Source organism: uncultured Virgibacillus sp., assembly GCF_947495635.1.
GTDB lineage: Bacteria > Bacillota > Bacilli > Bacillales > Amphibacillaceae > Virgibacillus > Virgibacillus salarius.
In genome coordinates, this window is sequence record NZ_CANMAB010000077.1 from 1 (window position 1) to 19,706 (window position 19,706).

21 protein-coding genes, 1 pseudogene and 2 other annotated features are annotated in these 19,706 nt (G+C 38.1%); of the genes and pseudogenes, 7 read left to right on the top strand and 15 right to left on the bottom strand.

Translation table 11 applies throughout. From position 1 onward, the window contains the following. Window positions 1-373 precede the first annotated feature (373 nt). Window positions 374-529, bottom strand: a complete 156-nt coding sequence (locus Q1A47_RS14990) for a DUF1540 domain-containing protein (RefSeq protein ID WP_080668733.1) — start codon at window positions 527-529, stop codon at window positions 374-376. An 82-nt stretch (window positions 530-611) separates the two neighbouring features. Next, window positions 612-1,307 (bottom strand): DUF421 domain-containing protein, encoded by a 696-nt coding sequence (locus tag Q1A47_RS14995; RefSeq protein ID WP_166530546.1) that lies wholly within the window; start codon window positions 1,305-1,307, stop codon window positions 612-614. 165 nt (window positions 1,308-1,472) lie between these two features. On the opposite strand from Q1A47_RS14995, the gene Q1A47_RS15000 reads away from it, so the two are divergent. Continuing rightward, window positions 1,473-1,673: an SHOCT domain-containing protein gene (locus Q1A47_RS15000; protein ID WP_166530545.1), complete on the top strand. Its 201-nt coding sequence runs from the start codon at window positions 1,473-1,475 to the stop codon at window positions 1,671-1,673. Between the two features lie 251 nt (window positions 1,674-1,924). On the opposite strand, the gene trpA is transcribed toward Q1A47_RS15000, so the two are convergent. The 11 genes from trpA to Q1A47_RS15055 form a co-directional block, all read right to left on the bottom strand. After that, entirely contained in the window at window positions 1,925-2,698 is a 774-nt protein-coding gene (gene trpA / locus Q1A47_RS15005) for a tryptophan synthase subunit alpha (RefSeq protein WP_166530544.1), read from the bottom strand. A 1-nt stretch (window position 2,699) separates the two neighbouring features. After that, the gene (gene trpB, locus Q1A47_RS15010) at window positions 2,700-3,896 is read right to left on the bottom strand and encodes a tryptophan synthase subunit beta (protein ID WP_166530543.1); all 1,197 of its coding nucleotides are present in this window, start codon (window positions 3,894-3,896) and stop codon (window positions 2,700-2,702) included. Next, window positions 3,874-4,506 (bottom strand): phosphoribosylanthranilate isomerase, encoded by a 633-nt coding sequence (locus tag Q1A47_RS15015; protein ID WP_166530542.1) that lies wholly within the window; start codon window positions 4,504-4,506, stop codon window positions 3,874-3,876. The genes trpB and Q1A47_RS15015 overlap by 23 nt, the downstream gene beginning before the upstream one ends. Beyond that, on the bottom strand, window positions 4,496-5,287 hold the full coding sequence (gene trpC / locus Q1A47_RS15020) for an indole-3-glycerol phosphate synthase TrpC (protein ID WP_166530541.1): 792 nt from the start codon (window positions 5,285-5,287) through the stop codon (window positions 4,496-4,498). Before trpC ends, Q1A47_RS15015 begins: the two co-directional genes overlap by 11 nt. Next, window positions 5,288-6,313, bottom strand: coding sequence for an anthranilate phosphoribosyltransferase (gene trpD, locus Q1A47_RS15025; RefSeq protein WP_166530540.1), 1,026 nt, complete (start codon window positions 6,311-6,313; stop codon window positions 5,288-5,290). It lies immediately after the preceding gene. Continuing rightward, window positions 6,297-6,896 carry an aminodeoxychorismate/anthranilate synthase component II gene (locus Q1A47_RS15030; RefSeq protein ID WP_166530539.1) on the bottom strand — a complete coding sequence of 200 codons (600 nt, stop codon included), beginning with the start codon at window positions 6,894-6,896 and terminating at the stop codon, window positions 6,297-6,299. The genes trpD and Q1A47_RS15030 overlap by 17 nt, the downstream gene beginning before the upstream one ends. After that, window positions 6,877-8,307 carry an anthranilate synthase component I gene (gene trpE / locus Q1A47_RS15035; protein ID WP_299632420.1) on the bottom strand — a complete coding sequence of 477 codons (1,431 nt, stop codon included), beginning with the start codon at window positions 8,305-8,307 and terminating at the stop codon, window positions 6,877-6,879. The genes Q1A47_RS15030 and trpE overlap by 20 nt, the downstream gene beginning before the upstream one ends. A 262-nt stretch (window positions 8,308-8,569) precedes the next feature. After that, window positions 8,570-8,835, bottom strand: a binding site (T-box leader). A 57-nt stretch (window positions 8,836-8,892) separates the two neighbouring features. After that, window positions 8,893-9,142: a binding site (T-box leader), on the bottom strand. Between the two features lie 119 nt (window positions 9,143-9,261). Next, complete coding sequence (locus Q1A47_RS15040; RefSeq protein ID WP_166530537.1) at window positions 9,262-9,960, bottom strand: hypothetical protein; 699 nt, start codon at window positions 9,958-9,960, stop codon at window positions 9,262-9,264. Between the two features lie 703 nt (window positions 9,961-10,663). Further along, window positions 10,664-10,807, bottom strand: coding sequence for a hypothetical protein (locus Q1A47_RS15045; protein ID WP_161629283.1), 144 nt, complete (start codon window positions 10,805-10,807; stop codon window positions 10,664-10,666). A 58-nt stretch (window positions 10,808-10,865) separates the two neighbouring features. Then, on the bottom strand, window positions 10,866-11,282 hold the full coding sequence (locus tag Q1A47_RS15050; protein WP_026682396.1) for a Mov34/MPN/PAD-1 family protein: 417 nt from the start codon (window positions 11,280-11,282) through the stop codon (window positions 10,866-10,868). Between the two features lies 1 nt (window position 11,283). Beyond that, a complete protein-coding gene (locus tag Q1A47_RS15055; protein WP_026682397.1) occupies window positions 11,284-12,312 on the bottom strand; it encodes a hypothetical protein in 1,029 nt (342 codons plus the stop codon). A 304-nt stretch (window positions 12,313-12,616) separates the two neighbouring features. Here Q1A47_RS15055 and Q1A47_RS15060 point away from each other — a divergent pair, with 304 nt between their 5' ends. The 3 genes from Q1A47_RS15060 (at window position 12,617) to Q1A47_RS15070 (ending at window position 14,230) form a co-directional block, all read left to right on the top strand. Next, window positions 12,617-13,285 carry a hypothetical protein gene (locus Q1A47_RS15060; protein WP_026682398.1) on the top strand — a complete coding sequence of 223 codons (669 nt, stop codon included), beginning with the start codon at window positions 12,617-12,619 and terminating at the stop codon, window positions 13,283-13,285. Between the two features lie 71 nt (window positions 13,286-13,356). Next, entirely contained in the window at window positions 13,357-13,926 is a 570-nt protein-coding gene (locus Q1A47_RS15065; protein WP_051388411.1) for a hypothetical protein, read from the top strand. Then, a complete protein-coding gene (locus Q1A47_RS15070; RefSeq protein ID WP_152525446.1) occupies window positions 13,919-14,230 on the top strand; it encodes a hypothetical protein in 312 nt (103 codons plus the stop codon). Before Q1A47_RS15065 ends, Q1A47_RS15070 begins: the two co-directional genes overlap by 8 nt. 520 nt (window positions 14,231-14,750) lie before the next feature. On the opposite strand, the gene Q1A47_RS15075 is transcribed toward Q1A47_RS15070, so the two are convergent. Continuing rightward, a complete protein-coding gene (locus Q1A47_RS15075; protein ID WP_299632422.1) occupies window positions 14,751-14,948 on the bottom strand; it encodes a hypothetical protein in 198 nt (65 codons plus the stop codon). A gap of 80 nt (window positions 14,949-15,028) precedes the next feature. Between Q1A47_RS15075 and ddlA the strand changes: the two genes are divergently transcribed. Then, complete coding sequence (gene ddlA / locus Q1A47_RS15080) at window positions 15,029-16,129, top strand: D-alanine--D-alanine ligase (protein WP_166530536.1); 1,101 nt, start codon at window positions 15,029-15,031, stop codon at window positions 16,127-16,129. A 180-nt stretch (window positions 16,130-16,309) separates the two neighbouring features. Here ddlA and Q1A47_RS15085 read toward each other — a convergent pair. Beyond that, window positions 16,310-16,863, bottom strand: a pseudogene (locus tag Q1A47_RS15085) (nitroreductase). A gap of 445 nt (window positions 16,864-17,308) precedes the next feature. Between Q1A47_RS15085 and Q1A47_RS15090 the strand changes: the two are divergent. After that, window positions 17,309-18,346: a PTS transporter subunit IIC gene (locus Q1A47_RS15090; protein WP_166530535.1), complete on the top strand. Its 1,038-nt coding sequence runs from the start codon at window positions 17,309-17,311 to the stop codon at window positions 18,344-18,346. Window positions 18,347-18,676: 330 nt separating this feature from the next. Beyond that, complete coding sequence (locus Q1A47_RS15095) at window positions 18,677-19,540, top strand: fructosamine kinase family protein (RefSeq protein ID WP_166530534.1); 864 nt, start codon at window positions 18,677-18,679, stop codon at window positions 19,538-19,540. The last annotated feature ends 166 nt before the right edge of the window (window positions 19,541-19,706 follow it).

Consider the following 19,706-nt stretch of genomic DNA (forward strand, 5'->3'; position numbering starts at 1 on the left):
GAATACAAACTATCGGATGTGCTCTAGCTATGGCAAACAGGAAAGGACCGGGCTGGTTTTTGCCCGGTTTTTCTTAATTAGAGACAAATGAAAAAGCAAGTTTATCCCACAAATAATTGGCAGTAAGCCCCCGCTTCCAGCAATAAAGGGAAGCCATTATGGATAAATAGGGGGTCTACTGCCAGTTAAGTAATGTCCGATTGGTTCAAAGGCCTAGGTCATACCCTTGTGGTACGAACAATCAGTGAGATAGAAACCAAACTGTTTATGACAAAAATAAATAACAGGGAGTCTCATTAATCCAGTTGCTGTATCTAAACGAATTATATGGACATCCTCGGTCATACTTGTTCTTCTCTAGAGGTGAAGATGCTTAGCTTTTGGCGACAAATGTCTTACAATCCGTTTCTTCCGTTGTTTTTGCTTTCGTTTGTTTGTGCGTAACCACGTAGATTCGATCAGCATTACAAACATTTCCTTCGCCCCAATACGTGCAATTATTTACTTCGCAAAGCACATCTTTTGCCATTTCACACACCTCCCTCTCTCTTAGCATTGACAATAAGCTCTAAAAAAATAATAGGAAGCAAATACCTGCTGTATTATGAAGGCTATTTTCCTTGTTGATGCACTTCAAGGATGCCACTACCATTATCAATGGTTAATAAATGATCTGTATCACGAACAGCAGCATAAAAAATTGTTTTTTGGTCTGGATAACCAACAGCTTCTAGCCTATTTTTTAACCATTGTTCACTTTTGTTCATAAGATGCAAATTATGATATTGTACGGTTCCTTCGATAATGACAGCTATTGGTAGACCTTGGTATTTCGTTTCCATGTTTAAGTGCATTGGAGTGACAGGTGAAAATTCTTGTTTTAGAAGGATGCTGATTTCTCCACTAGGTTCAATAATGGCATAGTCTATATTGGATATATCGGAATACCCCTTTTCTCGAATACTTGACAATAAACCAGTTAAGGTGAAATGAGAGCGCTTTAGATTAGCTTTAATTAGTTTTCCATGTTTGATGACAATTGTTGGCTGACCGATAAAAAATTTATTTAACCAATTAACAAGTGTAAGCTTTGAAAGGATAATATGAATTGTACCAATAACAAGAAGGCCTGTTATTGCATTCGTGAAGCTATTTGTAACTAGAGGACCAGCAGCTAGTGACACAACGAAAAAAACACCGGCTAAATCATGTGCAGTTAATTGAGCAAAGGCTGATTTACCCATTAGTCGAATGATGATAATGGTAAGGAGATATAACATAATGATTTTCCCAATATATACCACCATAAAAGGCCTCCTCATAATCTTCTGGTTACGTAGTATGGATAAATATAAAAAATATATAAGTATTCACATGGTATTTTCAAAATATTAGTAGCTACATTAGAGAATGAAATGAATGTTCTCTTGGAATGATATTTAAAATAAAGCAAATAGGGTAGAGGTGGTTAAATGTATACAATTTTTATTGATCCAACCATTCGTTTTTGGTTGTCGATTGGCTTAGTACTTATCATTATCGTAATTACTATTCGCTTTCGTGCCAAAAACAATCTGAAGAGTGATTCCCTCGAGCTTTTAGAGAGGCGCTATCAGCGTGGAGAAATAAGCCAAGAGGTCTACGAAAGGGCTCGTAAGCGTAGAGGAAAATAAATGCTAAAGGAATGTCCTTGCAGTGAAGCGCTGCGAATACTAGGAGATTCCTTGAAAAAGAAGAGTGCTTTTTCTGCTTGCGATGTATTGCTACAGAAGCCTTCCCTTATCCTGTAGAAAGCGGGTGATCCGAGATCACGCAGTGTGGTTTTTACGGGGAAGACGCGGGCGTTCGCTCACACCACGCACAAAAATGCTTGTAGAAAACACTGGGGTTTTTCTACAAGCTAAGAACGTGAAGATCGATCTATTTAAATACTTGCTTGGATCAGTTGTTTAATTTCTTCTGTTTTTCCTTCGTGAAAAAGGTCGACAATCTTACTTCCAACAACAACGCCATCGCAATAAGAACTAAGCTCTTTTGCTTGTTTGCTAGTGGACACGCCAAACCCCGCTAAAACAGGAACAGGGCTTTGTTGTTTTAGTTGGTGTAGATATGTCTTTACTTTAGTTTCATAAGATGTTCTTACCCCTGTTGTACCTGTAACGGTGACGGCATAAAGAAACCCTTCTGACCGATGAGCCAACGTTTTAATTCGCTCCCTAGAGCTAGTTAACGCTGCCAGCCGAATGAATGCAACAGAACTTTGTTGGAGCGCATCTGTTACCATTTTTTCTTCCTCTAGTGTGAGATCTGGTATAATTAGTCCATCTATCCCAGCATGAACACAGGATGCAGCAAAGCGTTCAATACCATACCGATATATAGGATTACTATATGCCATAATAATTATTGGTACGGTACGCTCATCCTTAAAGGATTCGAGTTCTTCTAGCACTGCTGTTAACGTCGTATCATTATCAAGTGATCGTTTTCCAGCGTTCTGTATCGTTGGTCCATCTGCGACAGGGTCAGAAAAGGGAATCCCAACTTCTATCGCAGCTACACCGCAATTTTGCAAAAACAACGTACGCTCCTTTAGCTTATTCAGTCCACCGTCACCAGCCATGATATAGGGTACAAAAAGATTTTTATTTTCATTTTGTAATTGATTGAGGTAATTAACCAGTCTCTCTTTTCCCATCCTATTTATCCTCCAATACGTGTTTTATTTGCTCAACATCTTTATCTCCGCGGCCAGAGAGGCAAATTACTAGGGTTTGTTCCGAATCCATTTGTATGGAGAGTTTTTCAGCAAAAGCAATCGCATGTGCACTTTCTAATGCCGGAATAATGCCTTCGGCTTGGCATAATGTTTGAAATGCAGTTACCGCTTCATCGTCAGTAATAGATACATATGCTACACGCCTCGTATCATTTAAATGACTATGTTCTGGGCCGACGCCAGGATAATCAAGTCCAGCGGATATCGAAAAGGCCTCTTGAATTTGACCGTGTGTATCCTGTAGTAAATTCGTCATCGTTCCATGTAATATCCCAGGGCTTGGATGTACTAATACAGATGCATGCTGGTTTGTATCTAATCCAGCTCCTCCGGCTTCGACACCATACAGCTTTACTTGCTCGTCCTCAATAAAAGGATAAAACATTCCCATCGCATTACTGCCTCCACCTACACATGCAATAATAGCATCTGGTAATGAACCATCTTGCTTGAGGATTTGCTGTTTTGTTTCCTTGCCAATAATCGACTGAAAATTACGAACAATTTTCGGGAATGGATGAGGGCCAACAACAGAACCAAGAATGTAATGTGTATCCTCAACATTTGCTACCCAATATCTAAGTGCATCATTGACTGCATCTTTTAAGGTGCCACTTCCATTTTTGACGCTACGTACCTCTGCACCTAAAAGTTCCATCCGAAATACATTCAGCTTCTGTCTCCGCATATCCTCTTCACCCATAAATACAACACATTCGAGACCAAGCAAAGAGCAAACCGTTGCAGTAGCTACTCCATGTTGTCCAGCACCTGTTTCTGCAACAACCTTTTTCTTTCCCATTCGAAGTGTTAACAGAGCCTGACCGATCGTATTATTGATTTTATGTGCCCCTGTATGGTTTAAATCTTCACGTTTTAAATAAATCTGTGGCCCCGCTAACTTCTTTGTAAGATTCTCTGCATAATATAAAGGGGTTTCTCTACCTATATAGTGGGTTAGATAGTCGTTTAATTCTTTACAAAATGTTGGATCATTTATTGCCTTTTCATACGCCTCTTCTAACTCGAGCAAAGCAGGCATCAATGTTTCCGGAACATATCTTCCACCGAAATTTCCGAATCTCCCATGTGAATCAGGCATTGTGTAGGTTATCATGAAACTCATCCTTTCGTTTTGCATTAGCTATAAATTGTTTTATCTTTTCTGGATCTTTGTTACCGTTCGTTTCGACTCCACTTGATACATCAACAGCATATGGATGAAGTGTTCGAATGGCGTCTCCAACATTTTCCGGTGTAAGACCACCTGCGATCATGATTCTGTCTTTTGGTATTGGTAAGTGATTAAATAAATTCCAATCAAATGGAACGCCATTACCACCTGGGCTTTTCTGTACGGGTCCATCTAATAAGTAGAAATCGCATGGATAGGCTTCGATACGAGATACGTGTTGAGCATCCACTGGATATGCTTTAATGATTTTGCTATTTAATTTGTTAGCAGCAGCAGCGGATTCTTCACCGTGGAGCTGGATATAATTAAGTGGCACTTGTGAAGCTATCGTATTCATTGTTTCAAGCCTTTCATTTACAAAGACACCAACCGTTTTAACTGAACGAGGAAGGATATTTACAATGTCAGCAGCAGCTTCTGGAGTGATGGACCGCTTGCTTTTGGCGAACACGAAGCCAATGAAGTCAGCCCCAGCATCAACAGCTGCTAGTGCAGCCACAACAGACTGAATGCCGCATATTTTAACGTGCATGCTTTGTACTCCTTTCCTTTGCAACTTTTAATTCATTAAAGGCTTTTGATACGTTAGTAGCGCGCATTAATGTTTCACCAATAAGTAACACCTCTGCACCAGCATCGCGTGCCAAAATTGCATCAGAACGGGTACGAAATCCACTTTCACTAATAATCAATGTATCTCTATGTGGAATAAGAGCTGCTAGTTTTGCTGTTGTTTGTAAATCGACCTCAAAGGTTTTTAAATTTCGGTTATTAATCCCAATTATTTCAGGGTTTAACTCTAGTAAAACTTCCAATTCTGTGACTTGATGTACTTCGCAAATAACCTCAAGCCCTTTGTTTATAGCATAATGATATAGATCGTGTAATTGTTGCTTAGATAATGCGGCAACAATTAACAGGACAATGGAAGCACCAGCGGCTTTAGCGTGATCAATTTGGATGGGATGAATAATAAAATCCTTACATAATACGGGTATTCGAACCGCTTCAGCAACTGCTTGCAAATCTTCCATCGAACCCTTAAAAAAGGTTGTATCTGTTAAGACAGATATGGCTGCTGCACCACATGCTTCATATTGTTTTGCTTGTGCAACTGGATTAATCTCTGTTCTTATATCTCCTTTGGAAGGGGAGGCACGTTTTATTTCCGAAATAATCTGTACCTCGGAGGAATTAGCTATTGTGTCCTTAAAAGGGATCGGTTGTTTGGCAGCATGGAAGGGGATAGATACTTGCAATAGCCGCTCTACCTCGATTTGTTTGCTGGCTATAATATTCTCTAAAACAGTCATTCATACCACCTCACTTGCGTATTTCTTACTAAAGTCAATTAAGCTTGTTAAACATGCTAACGCTTTGCCAGAGCGAATACTCTCTTTCGCTAACTCTACTCCTTGCTGAATAGAGGATGCTGTCCCATGTGCATAGAGTCCAAGCCCTGCATTTAAAATGACTGTATCTAAATAAGCGCTTGAATGACCTTTTAGCACGTCTTTTGTAATCGCAGCGTTTTTCTTCGGATTCCCACCTTGAATTTCTTCATTAGAGTAAACAGGTAATCCTACTTCTTCTGGGTGTAGGCTAAAGGATTTTAGTTTTCCACCTTCAAGCAAGATAAGATGGTTTTCGCCTGAAAGTGATGCTTCATCCATACCCCCAGCACCGTTGACAACAATTGCTCGTTCTCTACCTAAGTTACGTAATGCTTGAGCTACAATCTCCAGTTTGTCTTTACGGTAAACGCCGATAAATTGCGAGTTCAACGTAACTGGGTTAGTCAATGGGCCAATGACATTGAAAATGGTCGGTAATCCTAAGTCTTTACGAACCTTTGTAAATGGCTTTAGGGCGTTATGCACATGTGGGGCGAATAAAAAGGCGATGTTATTTTTATACAATGATTCTTCTACTTGTGCGCGTGTTAAAAATAAAGAAACACCAAGGGATTCTAAAACATCTGCACTCCCAGTTTTACTAGAAACACTACGATTTCCATGTTTAGCAACTGGAACTCCTGCACCAGCAATCACAAATGCAGAAGTGGTACTTATATTAAAACTTCCCGACATGTCACCTCCAGTTCCGCAGTTATCCATGACATTTTCAATCGTTGTTGTATGATATGATGATTGAGAGCGGATGACTTCTACCAAGCCAGTTATTTCATCAGGAGTTTCTCCTTTGACCTGTAATGCGGTTAATAACGCGGCGATTTCAGATTCTGTTATCGAATTACTCAGGCAGGAAAGCGCCACCTTTTTCATTTCATCAACGGTTAAATGGTGTCCATGAAATAATTTTTCAAGATAAGTTCTCATAGGGATTCTCCTTTCTTATTCCTTGAATAAAGTTATGGATCATTTTCTTACCGACGGCTGTACCGATGGACTCTGGATGAAATTGCACCCCGTATACTTGGTAAAAGGGATGCTGTATAGCCATCACCTCTTTGTCCTCCAATGATGTTGCCACTAATTCAAGCTGCGGAGGAAGTGATTCTTCAGCAAGGACGTACGAATGATAGCGCATGACTTTAAGCGGCTGTGATAAATATTGAAAGATACCAGCTCCATTATGTGTAACTAGTGATGTCTTTCCATGCATAATTTGGTTGGACTGCCGAAGTGAAGCACCCAATGCCTCACCGATAATTTGATGCCCTAAACAAATGCCTAAAATGGGAATTTGCTGATAGAATGCGTTGACTATTTTCAGGCAGACACCAGCTTGATCTGGCAGGCCAGGACCTGGAGAAATAATGATTGCCTGTGGTTTGAGCGCTTTTACTTCATCAACGGTAACGCAATTATTTCGGACAACTTTTACCTGGAAACCTTCTTCAGATACATATTGGTAGATGTTATACGTGAAGGAATCATAATTATCCAGTAGTAAAATCATTAGTAGACACCTCCATAAGTGATTTAGCCTTAAACAGCGTTTCCAAATATTCTTTATCAGGTTCGGAATCATGTACAATTCCAGCCCCAGTCTGTAGGTAAGCATGTTTCTCCTTGACTACAAGTGAGCGAATTGCCAGCGCCATCGTTACGTCATGATTATAATTAATAAAGCCTATGCCTCCACCATAGACACCTCTTTTTGTTCCTTCTAATTCATTAATGATCTGCATCGCCCTAATTTTAGGTGCTCCAGATACCGTTCCTGCGGGCAGACAGGATATTAATGCAGTAAAGGAGCTACAACCTTTTCGAAGCTTTCCGTGCACCTCTGAGACGATGTGCATGACATGCTGATATTTTTCAATTGTCATGTAGGTTGGAATGTGAATACTTCCAATCTCACATATACGACCAAGATCATTTCTACTCAAATCGACGAGCATACGATGTTCGGCAATTTCCTTATCATCCTTTAATAGTTCCTTCATAAGGCGCTCATCTTCAACCGGTGTTTTCCCACGAGGTCTTGTTCCTGCAATTGGATTCGTCATTACATTCCTACCGCGCGTTTCTATTAAGCTTTCTGGCGATGCTCCAAGAATTAAATACTCACCAAAATCGATATAAAACATATACGGAGATGGATTTACTTTCCGGAGCTGACGATAAAAGGAAAAGGTATCACCCTCGAATGTTGCCTTCATGCGTTGAGATAACACAACCTGGAAAATATCACCCTGCTGAATATGCTTTTTTGCTGCTACAACTTGTTGCTGAAAAGCTTCTTTTGATATTTCAGGATAAAAGGTAAATGGTGTTTCCTGCTGATTACTAGTAGGGTTCGTTTGCTGAATCTGTTTTCGTAAAAGCTCCAATTGATAATCCAAATCATTTGCTTGATCTGCATCGCCCCGGATTGCGATCACATAAAGAATTTCACTAGCATGATCGAATACAAGGATATTTTTATATAGCATAAAATGAATGTCCGGCATGGCTAAATCATTCGTTAACGTTTCACCAATATCTTCTATCGATCGAATCGCATCATAGCCTACATAGCCAATTGCTCCGCCGTAAAAGGGGAGCGGTAAATCAATGGAAATGTGAGGTAAATGTTCCTCCATGTAGGTTAAAGCGTTTTGATCGATTGTCTTATCTGTATGGTTGATATAATCAATATGTTCTGTTGTATCATCATAGCCAATAATCTCTCCGTATGGATCACAGCCAATAAATGAATACTTTCCTTTCGTTTCATGTTGAAAGGTACTTTCCAGTAGGAATTTTTTCTCACCTGTTAATCGTTGGAATAATTCAATAGGGGTTAATGTATCTGCATTTAGTTTCATAAGCTTATACGTTGCTTCTTTTTTCAAAGCCATTTCATCCTTTCTTAGATTAATCATTCGTTTTGTTGTGATTAGATCATGCATCCCTAGATGATGAAGTAAGCACAAAAGCGTAAGCGCCCAATTAGAAACGTAGCGACTGGAGTGAGTCAACGGAGATAAAGGAATCACGGTGAGCTTACGAGCCGATGATGACTTAGCTTAGGGCGAGTCGCCTAGTTTCTGGGTACTGGAGCTGGACATGGCTCAACACCACATGGACAAATTTATAATTTCCTAGACTATAAAAAAATCCTCTATAAACACATGATTTGTGTTTATAGAGGACGATAGGGGACCGCGGTGCCACCTCTGTTAAAAAGTGTAGACTTTTTATCTTTATTCGAATACGGGAAAATGCTTCGAAAAATTGAAATGCTTGATCCGATATTCTATCCGTATAACGGCGGAGCTCCGTGCATCCCTACTCTGTTCAGGAGGCCTCTTGTAAGTCCATTCAGCACAGTTCCACATACTAGCATCCCACCACCGCTAGCTCTCTTTAATGCTTTTACCATGCTTACTTCTCTTACGCAACGATTTCCATTCTATTTACTTTTCAACAGCAGTTTTCCATTTTAAATGCAAAAAGTCCCTCATCCGACAAAGGACGAGGGACCGTGGTACCACCTTTATTAGCTGAAATACAGCTCACTTTAGCAATATCAAGCTTTACGTAGCTTCATATATGTATCTCAGATAACGATGAGATTAATTCGCCAAAGCCTACTGCACGTATGGTTCGGTTTGGAAGCTCAGAAGTCCATTCATCTAATGAAGCACACTGATTCTCACCAGCCATCAGCTCTCTTCTGTGTTCGATTAGATTACTACTCTTCATCATTGCTAGTATTCATGGAACTATTTATTGGAATTAATATTAAGAGAAATTAGGTTGGAAGTCAACCCTTATTTTAAACAAAAAATGAATCGGTGACATAAATTTTGTCACCGATTCTGTGATTTTTTTTTCTATATTATTCCTCCATTACCGTTAGTTGGTGCTGGGAAATTGAATGATGGCGGCGTACCTGGTTTTTCACAGCGATTAGGGTCTACATCACAGAAATTCCCCTCTGGATCTTTGATCACTTGGCGTGTAACGGTAATCGTCGTACGTAATACAACCTTAACCAATATACCTGCTAACGTAACTACGCCAGCAACATCGACACCCGGAACCTGTTGAGTAAAGACTCCTTCGATTTCAAATGGCGTTTCCTGTAGCATATCCTGTGGACAAGCCCCTGGAAAGTCGGTATGCGCTTGGAAAGGAATACTTGTTGTAAACGTAATCGGAAGTGCTACATCTAATACAGTTATAGAAACGGTTGCTGGTACGAGCCCAATATTAACGACCTTATCCTTGATAATTCTAGCATTTTGCGTAATACCATCTAAGTCAGGGGTAACAGTGATAGAAACGATATCACTAAGGACTGGTATTCCTAAATCTGTGAGTGGAATGGTTCTTTCAGCTACCTTTTGAACGGTTTTAGTACCTACCACGGAATTAACTAAGAAGCAGTCACTATTTAATTTGGTAGCCTTTAGCTCGGGCTTTTTGAAATTACATTTGCAAGTTTCACGTTTACAGCAGTGATTTTTTTGTGGCTTCTGTTTTTTCTTTTTATCAACCACTACAACGTTTTTGAAACATTTAGAGGACATTACATCCCCCCTCCTTTCACGAATTCTGTTTCGAAAATAAAATATTATTTTCAAGATTATACTATTAGCTAAAGGCGCTTTGTGATTGGACTTTTTAATTATTAAGTCATTTCCCCAGCATACATATAATTCGAGGACTTGGAACATAGGTAATTGTATGATGTACTACAGATCTTTTGGTCTATTTATCCCACATATAATGTGGGAGTAAAACCCCCACGATGGAGGTTTCACTTTATTTATCACATTAGCGGTTATGTTAAAGGGGCTGTCCAAAGTTATGATTTCCTGTAATCAACATATGGTCTAACTGGAGAATTCTTTGGAGTCTTGTTAATAATAACCACGGATGTTTTTGTTATGTAGATAAGGAGCGGACTTTTAGACCAGCTCCACTTTTTTAAGCTCATGTTTTCGGAGAGGTATATATAATAGGCTTTGATAAATCTGTCTGTGCTGTTTCATAAGGGTGATTGGGGTTATGAAAATATAAAGAAGGAGGCTCCTTAGAGAAATAGGGTTATCGTCTAATCGTGTATATAGATAAATAATAAGTAGGTACTATATACATTTCAATTTACTATAATCCTAGTTTCCAATAAGGTAGCCTCTAGAAATAAGTGTTATTTAAATGAGTGTAAAACCTTTATTCTAGACCGTTCTTATAACCTATTCGGAGGATGTAATAGGTTTTCTCGTAAATTTATTTTATTTTACCGCAACAGCCGCCTCTTCGAAACATTCCTCTTTTAATTGATGAAGATGAATTTAATACAATTGGCTTCGTTGGCGTCTTTAATTTTTTATAGCTGCTTTTTGCTTTCTTTATTTCTTTTGCCTTCAACATATCTCAACTCCTTAGGTTTTATAATGTATTATAGTATTATTTTGTGGGAATGGTCGGGCTATCGTGAGGATTCTATGCGAAAAAGGCATTCTTCATAGTTCGTATCACGTATTCGATACCATCTCACAGTGGGAGAACCTCTTTTAAAGGATATAATGATCATTTTTATATCGGTATCGGGGTGGTTAATCATATCTAATGTGGAAGGTATTGGTGCTGTAAAAGGGTGAGAATGATAGATAGCTAAAACATCTTGCTTTTCTTCATTAATTCTGTTCAACGTACGTTCAACGTTATACTTACTTACAAAAAAGCGTCTATCAGACTTACATTCATTTTTAAATTGCCAAATAGATTGAACGTTCGTCTGATTTCCTGCTAACAAGCCACATGCCTCGTAGGGTAAGGTTGAGATACCATGTTCAACCATTTGATTGTGTATGGATAGTGGGATAATAATCTGGTTACAGTTCATCTCACCCTCTTTTAAAAATGGAAAGAAGTGAAGTGAAGTCTGATTTTTTAGTTGATTCGTCTGATTGCTCTGAGTTACTTTTCGTTGGCTCTATTGGCTTTTCTTCACTGGATTCTGTAATACTTTCTATCGGCTCTTCTTCTATTTCCGTACTTGGTATATTTTCTTCTGTTATGTTATTTTCAATGGTTAGATTATTATTTACAACAGGAGTAGTGTCTTCAGTAGTAGGTAAGGTGCTGTCTGTATCGAGGCTTTCTTCTTTTTGCTCTTGTGATTTGTTTTTGGGAGTTACTGTGCGAGTAATAATATTTTTATTTAATTCGTATTGAGCATTTCGGAACGTCTTCTTTGCCTTACTCATGGATATTGTTTCAGATTCCTGTGAGTTAGCATGTGTATAATAAGATTTCTCGTTGTTTGATTTTGTATGACTATAGTGCTGTTTATTTACTTGGTTATTTTTTTTTTTGTTTAAGGGTTGCTCGACATTGTTGGGGAATTGTAGTATGCCCTGTAATTGTTTGTAATCTGACCTCTTAGCTGAACGATTATTTTTAGCAGTATTATCCTCCTTAGGCTTCAATAATTCTTTGATTTGCGAGATTTCTTCTTTTAAATGTTCCAGTTCTATTTTCTGTTCCATGGCATTTGTGTTTTGGTTACTTATTAATTGATTTATCTTCTCCGAAATCTCGACAAATGGCAGTTGTTCAAATTGCTGTTTAATCAGCTGTGCGTCTTGCCTTAATTGCTGTAAGAAACCAGTAATAGATGTAAGCTGGTTAGCAAGATGTTGCTCTTCCATTTGATGATTGGAAATTTCTTCTCGATAATTATTTTCCATAGCCTTCATGTCTCCTTCTAATTCAAAAATTTTCATCTTTAAATCGTAAAAGTCATCTTTTGTTTTAAAATAATCTTCAAATAAATTTCCCTCTGTCATGGTTTTAACTGTTTGTTTGTAGGCATCGAGCTCCTTTTTTAATTGATCAATATCATCAACATTATACAGTTCATATCGATACATTTTCATTCACCCTTTTACAGCACATTAATATACTATTTATGAAACATCAATATGTGACAAATGTGCATTTTTGAAATAACAAAACATAATTGTTTTGACATACTCATTTTATGCACAGCTTTCACGATTTAAGCTAAATACAGTCACATTTGATGTTTAAATTGTACGGATGTCGTTATGATTATGACGTTTACCTAAATCCATGATTATCATGACAATTCCGCTATATCACTATACCGTTTGGGGGCTTTATTCATAGGCTACCAGTGAAAGAAATTAATCTTATTCGGAGGTGTTTGCAATAATGCAAGCAAATAATTTATCTGGAGGTCAGGAACTCCTATGTATTAATACAGAGAAGGTATATGACTGGATTCTTAATGAAGCAACATTTGATTTAAATCTAATGGATTTGGAATTGCCGCTTAATCCAAATACTGGGGAGCAATTAACATGTGAGGATATCGATATCGATACGGTAACATGTACAGTTACGCCTGCTGCTATGGAGCCAATTGTCATTTTGGATCGAGTAGATCAGGAGTTAGTCATTGATGGCACGGAGGTAACCTTACAACTGGTAAACATTCGTAAAAACTTTGAAGTAACTGTTTTTGTTGATCTAATACCAGAACTTGGAGGAGGGACAGTAGAGGTAACGGAGGCAGAATTCACTCGTTGTGAACAAGTGATTCTTTGTGCACCAGAAGGAACAGATATTGATGTAAGTTACACAGATTTAGATTGCTTTGTATGTACAGCTTGTTGTGACGATACAATGGATCCTAATGAGCTTGATGTCACGCTTACTGTTCGTTTATGTCAAAGCATTCAATCAACATTTGATGTGACACTTGAAATTGTTGCTGAATTCTGTGAACCGAGAGATATGCTTCCAATTCCTCCATGCCCTGCACCAACAATTCCGCCGCAGTGTCCAGTAGTGTTTCCAAACAATGATGATGGCGAATAACGATTAAGTTTCCAGCATAGTTATAAAGAGAGGAGCAGCTCCTCTCTTTAACTTTTTTGGAGGTGATCGGAGTGGGGAGTATAGAAGAAGTAAAGCAGCTGATTACGAAATGGAAAGAAATGAATCATTCATACATGAAGGAAATAAAATGGTTGGCTTCCGAGGCAAAGAAAAATGTAGACTTACGCGTTATTAGTTATTTTACCTATTCCTTAAATGTTCAACATGAAATGGGATTCGATAATTTTGCACTTGGGTCTTATCATATTCAAAATGTGGGAGAGAAACCGTTAACTAATCTCTATATTTGTCTAAAGGTATCTCCTAATAATGTATTTGACTTTTCAGGAAAATATGTATATAAGGACTCAAAGCAGAAAATGAAATTAGCCAATGCATGGGAGCGAATAAATGACCCTACCGATAAACAAGAATTTTGGCTTAAGCCGATTCAATCACAAGCATTAAATCCAACAGAGACACTGTCATTCGCAAATTTTCAAGTGAAGTGGAATCCGCAATCCTCCTACACAGGAAGTATGATGGGATTCACTTATGGTGATGAAATCGAAGGTGGGATGGAGGCTCTTAACCATATAAATATTAGTGGTAAGGTAGAAGGGGATGATGAAAGTGAATAATCAAGAAATGCATACACATTTTAAACGATTTCTTCAACAATATATAAAAGAGAACATGGAAGAGTTAAGTGTAAACAGGGAGGATCAGAATAATAGCTTTATTTTTTTAGAAGATCGTACACTTCAATTGATCATAACGTATATGTTCATGAAACTAGATAGTGGCCTGTATAGGGGCGATAGGAATGAGAAAGCTGAATCAGCCAAGATCGATGAGATCATTTCCGAGCTTGATGTAGGATTGGCGGAAAGTAGAGAGGGGTTTGAAGAAGTTATTCGCGTTTTAAGGGAAGGGAGCTCATAAGAATGAGAGAGTTTTGTGTAATGGTAGATTTTACGATGAATATCTAACTTTTCTCCGTAAACGATCATTCATTTATTATATAACTAGCGGTAAAACCCCACAGATTAAAGTTTCACTTTATTCATCTTCCATTCTACCCCGTGTAGGTAACTACATACTTCAAATAAAGCAAAGCCAATACTATTTTCAATTGAAATACAAAATGCTATGGAATCCAGATCTATAGAAAAGTAATAGCAATGGTGAAAACCTACAGCTAAAGATGAATTTTAAGCAATCCAATTCAGCAACACTTAAGGAAACGTACTTGTTTAATGAATACGATTAGTAAAGGCATAAACAATAAATCCGTATTGTGATTTAATACAATTTTAGTAGTAAAACTTCTTATCCAAGTTAATTTGTGCTATTTTTATTATATCGCTATAATCCTAGTATATGATAGAATTATTGACCATATCCCTTGCCTCCAAAGCAACATTTTGAAATTGAAGGGATAGCTGTCAGTAATTAATTTAGTTTATTCAAGTCTATATGGATTTAGGTTATAAAGGCGTTGCCACCGATGTGGTGAAGTTTTTATCCCGCATATAACTGGCAGTAAGACAACACACTCCAAGCAAAAAGTGAAACCAATATGAGTAGATGTAGGGTCGACTGCCAGTAAATGTCTGATTGGTTCTAGGGCCTTTAGGTCATACCCTTGTGGTACGAACAATCAGTGGGGAATAAACAAAACCCCACTGATTGAAGTTTCACTTTATTTAAAGTTTTGTATGCAGGAAAGGACGGAGGAGAATGGTAAAGAAAAAGGTAGGTATCATATTTGGCGGAAAGTCTGCTGAGCATGAAGTATCCCTTCAATCAGCTAAAAATATTGTTGAGGCAATTGATAAAGGTAAATATGACGTAGTGCTAATTGGGATTGATAAAGAAGGGAAATGGCATTTAAATGATCAGTCATCCTATTTACTTCACGAAGAAAATCCAAAGCTTATTCAATTAAATAAATCGAACGATACCGTGGCTATAATTCCTGGTGAACGTGATAACCAATTGATTCACGCATCAAATGCAATCCAAATTGATCAACTCGATGCAGTTTTTCCAATCGTTCACGGTACTTTAGGTGAAGATGGTAGTCTACAAGGAATGCTAAGATTAGCTAATATTCCTTTTGTTGGTTCCAGTGTATTAGGTTCTTCCGTTTGTATGGACAAGGATATAGCAAAGCGTCTTTTAAAGGCTGCAGGAATAAATGTAGCTAAAGGGCTTGTTTATTCCAAAGCTAAGAAACAACAAATCTCTTATTCATATGCAGTAGAACAATTGAGTACGCCAATTTTCATCAAACCGGCTAATCAAGGTTCGTCTGTTGGGGTAAGTAAAGTAACGACAGAGGAAGAGTTTTATAAAGGGATCGAAGAAGCCTTCCAGTATGATCATAAAGTGATCTTGGAAGAAAATATTATTGGCAGGGAAATTGAATGCTCTGTCTTAGGAAATGCAGCACCAAAGGCTTCATTGCTAGGAGAAATCTTACCGCAATCCGAATTCTATTCCTATGAATCAAAATATATCGATGAAAAAGGGGCAGAATTAGCCATTCCTGCTGATGTACCTAAGGAAACGACAGAACGTGTGCAGGAAGTGGCGATAAGGGCATTTGAGGCACTGGCTTGTGAAGGATTGGCTAGAGTTGATTTCTTCATAACCGAGGATGAAGAAATTTATGTGAATGAGGTGAATACATTACCAGGTTTCACGAAAATAAGTATGTATCCAAAGCTTTGGGAAGTAAGTGGGCTTCCATATAAGGAGTTAATTCATACATTAATTGAGCTTGCCATTGAACGGCATGAGCAGGATAACCAATTAAAGAGTACGAAATGGGATTAATAGGATGGTAGATGGGGATATCAAAAAAAGATATCTTAATATAGGCACTTCTTGTGGAGAGCAATGTATGAAGACACTGGAATAGCAGGATATTGCTCACGACAAGGGGAGGCTGAACCATTGTCGGTGAAACAAGCTGTATAGAAAAAAGGGCTGTCTTTTGCGACTGCCCTTTTTATGTTAGTATGTGGTGAATTTTTCTGCTATCGGTGTTCGTTCTTTGATAGCTGGTTTTTCATCAAAATAACCTAAATGAAGGAATCCGATGATCTTTTCATTTTCTTTCAGTTTTAATATATCCTTAACAGCTGGATCATAGATATGTGGGTTGGTTTTCCAAACGACGCCGAGCTGTTTTTCCCAAGCTAATAACCAAAAGTTCTGGATCATACAAGCAACGGCACCATAATTCTCTTCCCATTGCTTCTGTATTTCTGCTTCTTCCATGACAACCACCAAAATTGCATTTGGTTCATTCAAATAATCTTCCCGATTTTGTTGTTTTTCTTCAGGATAAGTGGAAGCAACTTTTTTGCGAAGTCAGGCCGCCTATCTTGTCCAACAAAGATAAAGCGCCATGGCTGCCGCATGCCGTGGTTTGGAGCCCAGATAGCATCTTGGAGCAAAGCAAATACCGTTTCTTCTTTTACTTCTTCATGGTTATAGCCTTTTTTAACTGCGCGACGCTCCCGAATAATTTTGGCAAGCTGCGATTTAGTTGCAGTAAATTCCATGGTTTACATCTCCTTATAGTTGTGTTGCATTATTCTCAGTTAATTGATAATTATTTTCAGTTAAATTGTAGCCGATTAAAAGAAGAAAAGCAAATTAGCTCAAAAATTGCAGTATTTTGTTCAGTAATCAGTTTATCCCGCATATAACTGGAGACCTCCACTCCAAGCAAAAGTGAAACCAATGAAGTTCCACTTTATGAAGCCATCTTTTATACTTCAATGCGAAATAGGGCATGAGCAATCATTATCATTTCTATTGGTTTTTCTTTGAATAAATATTTTTGCTCAGTCCTATTAGCTTTGTTTTCTAATCTGTTGTTTCGTTGCTAGAATATTTCTACTTGATACGAGATACGTTTAACGCAATAATAGATAGTGAATTAAACAGCAAAGCTGTCGTTCATTGGAAAATATGTGAATTAATTCACAAAAATGGGAGGTCAGCATGAAAAATTTTCTGACGCGTAAAGGGGTTTCGCTATCTGGAAAAACGTATTTTATAACAGCGTTAAGTTATATGGCATTAGGTTTGTTTTCGTCTCTAATTATTGGGCTCATTATAAAAACAGCAGGAGAAAAGATTATTATTTTGGCTTCTCCTGATTTGGCAAATGCACTAATTGAGATGGGTAATTTTGCAATGGATACGAAAGTAATGGGAGGTGCTATAGGGGTAGCGATCGCCTATGGATTGAAAGCGCCACCGCTTGTTTTGTTCTCAGCATTATTCGCAGGTGCCTTTAGTGCCGAATTAGGAGGACCAGCTGGGAGTTATGTTACTGCGCTAATAGCTACAGAGTTTGGTAAAATGGTATATCAAGAAACGCGTGTAGATATTATAATAACACCTTTGGTAACAATTATATCTGGCTTTGCAGTTGGTACATTTATTGGTCCTGCTATCAATAAATTTATGGTAGGATTTGGCGAGATGATAAACTGGTCCACAGAACAGCAGCCGTTCATTATGGGAATCTTAGTAGCTGTGCTAATGGGACTTGCCTTAACGGCGCCCATATCATCAGCGGCGATTGCAATTATGCTATCTTTGGATGGTGTAGCGGCTGGAGCGGCAACGATTGGTTGCTCTGCCCAGATGGTCGGTTTTGCAATTGCTAGTTATCGGGATAACGGTTTTGGCGGAGTTATAGCTCAAGGAATTGGAACATCGATGCTGCAAGTTGCTAATATTTTAAAAAAACCAATTATCCTGTTGCCACCAACAATTGCTGGGGCAATACTCGCACCATTTGCTACGGTATGGTTAGAATTAACGAATAATCCTTCTGGAGCAGGGATGGGTACAAGCGGCTTTGTAGGTCAGATGATGACTTTTGAATCCATGGGCTTCTCCATGCATGTGGTTTGGAGTGTCATTGTTTTACATATTATAGCCCCAGCTTTTATCAGTCTACTGAGTGCTGAATACCTAAGAAAGAAGGGTTTGATTAAACCTGGTGATATGAAGATTACGTATGAATAGATTCAAAGAATAAATAGGTTTTAGAGGCTAGTTATTGTAATTCAAGCTTGTTTTGGCTATTAAATTTATCGCCACATATGACTGGCAGTAAGCCCTCGGTCAAGCAATAAAGAGAAACCGAAATGGGAAGTGTGGAACAACTGCCAGTAAATGTCCGATTGGTTCGGGCCTACATGGAAGTAGGTCACAAAGGCGTTGCCACAGGACGTGGCGAATGAAGCCTTTGTACGTATTTGTTTCAGTAAAAACCGGATGGAAGCTTCACTAAACATGAGATTTGATAAATCACATGTTTAGTTTTACACAACGTTTTTGCAAAGGGGGATTACAATGAATCCATTATTGAAAGAGGCAGTGAAACAAGCAGGAGATGAAAGTTCTATCTATAAGATTAAGCGCGTAGCAGGTGGGTCTATCAATGAGAGCTATTTTGTAAAAACAGATCGAAACAACTATTTTATTAAATATCATCCAAATGCCCCAAACCGTTTTTTTGAGCTGGAAGCCAAGGGTCTTCAATTGATAAAGGATACAAATACCATTGATGTACCAAAAGTAATTGCTTATTCCGATCAACAAGAGAGAGCATACTTAGTATTGGAGTGGGTTAGTGGGCAAGAACATAAGGATACGGAAAGACTATTGGGTGAACGATTAGCAAGCATGCATTGTCATAAAGGAGACAAGCATGGGTTCTCTAGTAATACTTATGTGGGAACACTCTCGCAAGTAAATGGCCTTTATACAAGTTGGCAAGCGTATTATCGAGAATGCCGTTTATATAGCCAACTAGAACTGGGGATACAGCGAAATCAAATTACCGGTAAACGAAGAAGACAGTTGAATAAATTAATAGATAAATTAGATTTGTTTGTTCCCGATCATGTTACTCCATCTTATTTACACGGTGATTTATGGGGAGGGAATTGGATTGTAGGAAGTAATGGAGCTCCATTCTTAATTGACCCTTCGTTCTTATTTGGGGACAGGCATTTTGAATTAGCATTTACTGAGCTATTCGGCGGGTTTTCGAATTCATTTTACCAAGCTTACGAGGAAAGATTCCCAGTGAGTAATTATTATGAGGATTGTAAAGCCATTTATCAGCTTTACTATTTACTTGTTCATTTAAATATTTTTGGAGAGATGTATGGTCCTCATGTAGATACGATCTTAAACAAATTCGTTGGTTGATTTGGAGGAGCTGCATCATGACATTTTATGATGTTCTTGTATTTATTCATGTTTTTCTCTATTTTAGGTTTAGGTCCTAGTTTTTTTAAAAGTTAAGAAAGTATAAAATCAGTGCAATGACTGCGTTAAGCCAAGTAGTTATTTTGAAATGGTTGATGTATATTGG

Coding starts and splice junctions, on each gene's coding strand:
- Q1A47_RS14995 (WP_166530546.1), bottom strand. CDS start 1,307: ATGGTGGTATATATTGGGAAAATCATTATGTTATATCTCCTTACCATT.
- Q1A47_RS14990 (WP_080668733.1), bottom strand. CDS start 529: ATGGCAAAAGATGTGCTTTGCGAAGTAAATAATTGCACGTATTGGGGC.
- Q1A47_RS15060 (WP_026682398.1), top strand. CDS start 12,617: ATGCAAGCAAATAATTTATCTGGAGGTCAGGAACTCCTATGTATTAAT.
- trpA (WP_166530544.1), bottom strand. CDS start 2,698: ATGGGAAAAGAGAGACTGGTTAATTACCTCAATCAATTACAAAATGAA.
- Q1A47_RS15000 (WP_166530545.1), top strand. CDS start 1,473: ATGTATACAATTTTTATTGATCCAACCATTCGTTTTTGGTTGTCGATT.
- Q1A47_RS15015 (WP_166530542.1), bottom strand. CDS start 4,506: ATGCACGTTAAAATATGCGGCATTCAGTCTGTTGTGGCTGCACTAGCA.
- Q1A47_RS15055 (WP_026682397.1), bottom strand. CDS start 12,312: ATGTATCGATATGAACTGTATAATGTTGATGATATTGATCAATTAAAA.
- Q1A47_RS15050 (WP_026682396.1), bottom strand. CDS start 11,282: ATGAACTGTAACCAGATTATTATCCCACTATCCATACACAATCAAATG.
- trpE (WP_299632420.1), bottom strand. CDS start 8,307: ATGATTAATCTAAGAAAGGATGAAATGGCTTTGAAAAAAGAAGCAACG.
- Q1A47_RS15030 (WP_166530539.1), bottom strand. CDS start 6,896: ATGATTTTACTACTGGATAATTATGATTCCTTCACGTATAACATCTAC.
- trpD (WP_166530540.1), bottom strand. CDS start 6,313: ATGAGAACTTATCTTGAAAAATTATTTCATGGACACCATTTAACCGTT.
- Q1A47_RS15095 (WP_166530534.1), top strand. CDS start 18,677: ATGAATCCATTATTGAAAGAGGCAGTGAAACAAGCAGGAGATGAAAGT.
- Q1A47_RS15090 (WP_166530535.1), top strand. CDS start 17,309: ATGAAAAATTTTCTGACGCGTAAAGGGGTTTCGCTATCTGGAAAAACG.
- trpC (WP_166530541.1), bottom strand. CDS start 5,287: ATGACTGTTTTAGAGAATATTATAGCCAGCAAACAAATCGAGGTAGAG.
- trpB (WP_166530543.1), bottom strand. CDS start 3,896: ATGATAACCTACACAATGCCTGATTCACATGGGAGATTCGGAAATTTC.
- Q1A47_RS15045 (WP_161629283.1), bottom strand. CDS start 10,807: ATGTTGAAGGCAAAAGAAATAAAGAAAGCAAAAAGCAGCTATAAAAAA.
- Q1A47_RS15040 (WP_166530537.1), bottom strand. CDS start 9,960: ATGTCCTCTAAATGTTTCAAAAACGTTGTAGTGGTTGATAAAAAGAAA.
- ddlA (WP_166530536.1), top strand. CDS start 15,029: ATGGTAAAGAAAAAGGTAGGTATCATATTTGGCGGAAAGTCTGCTGAG.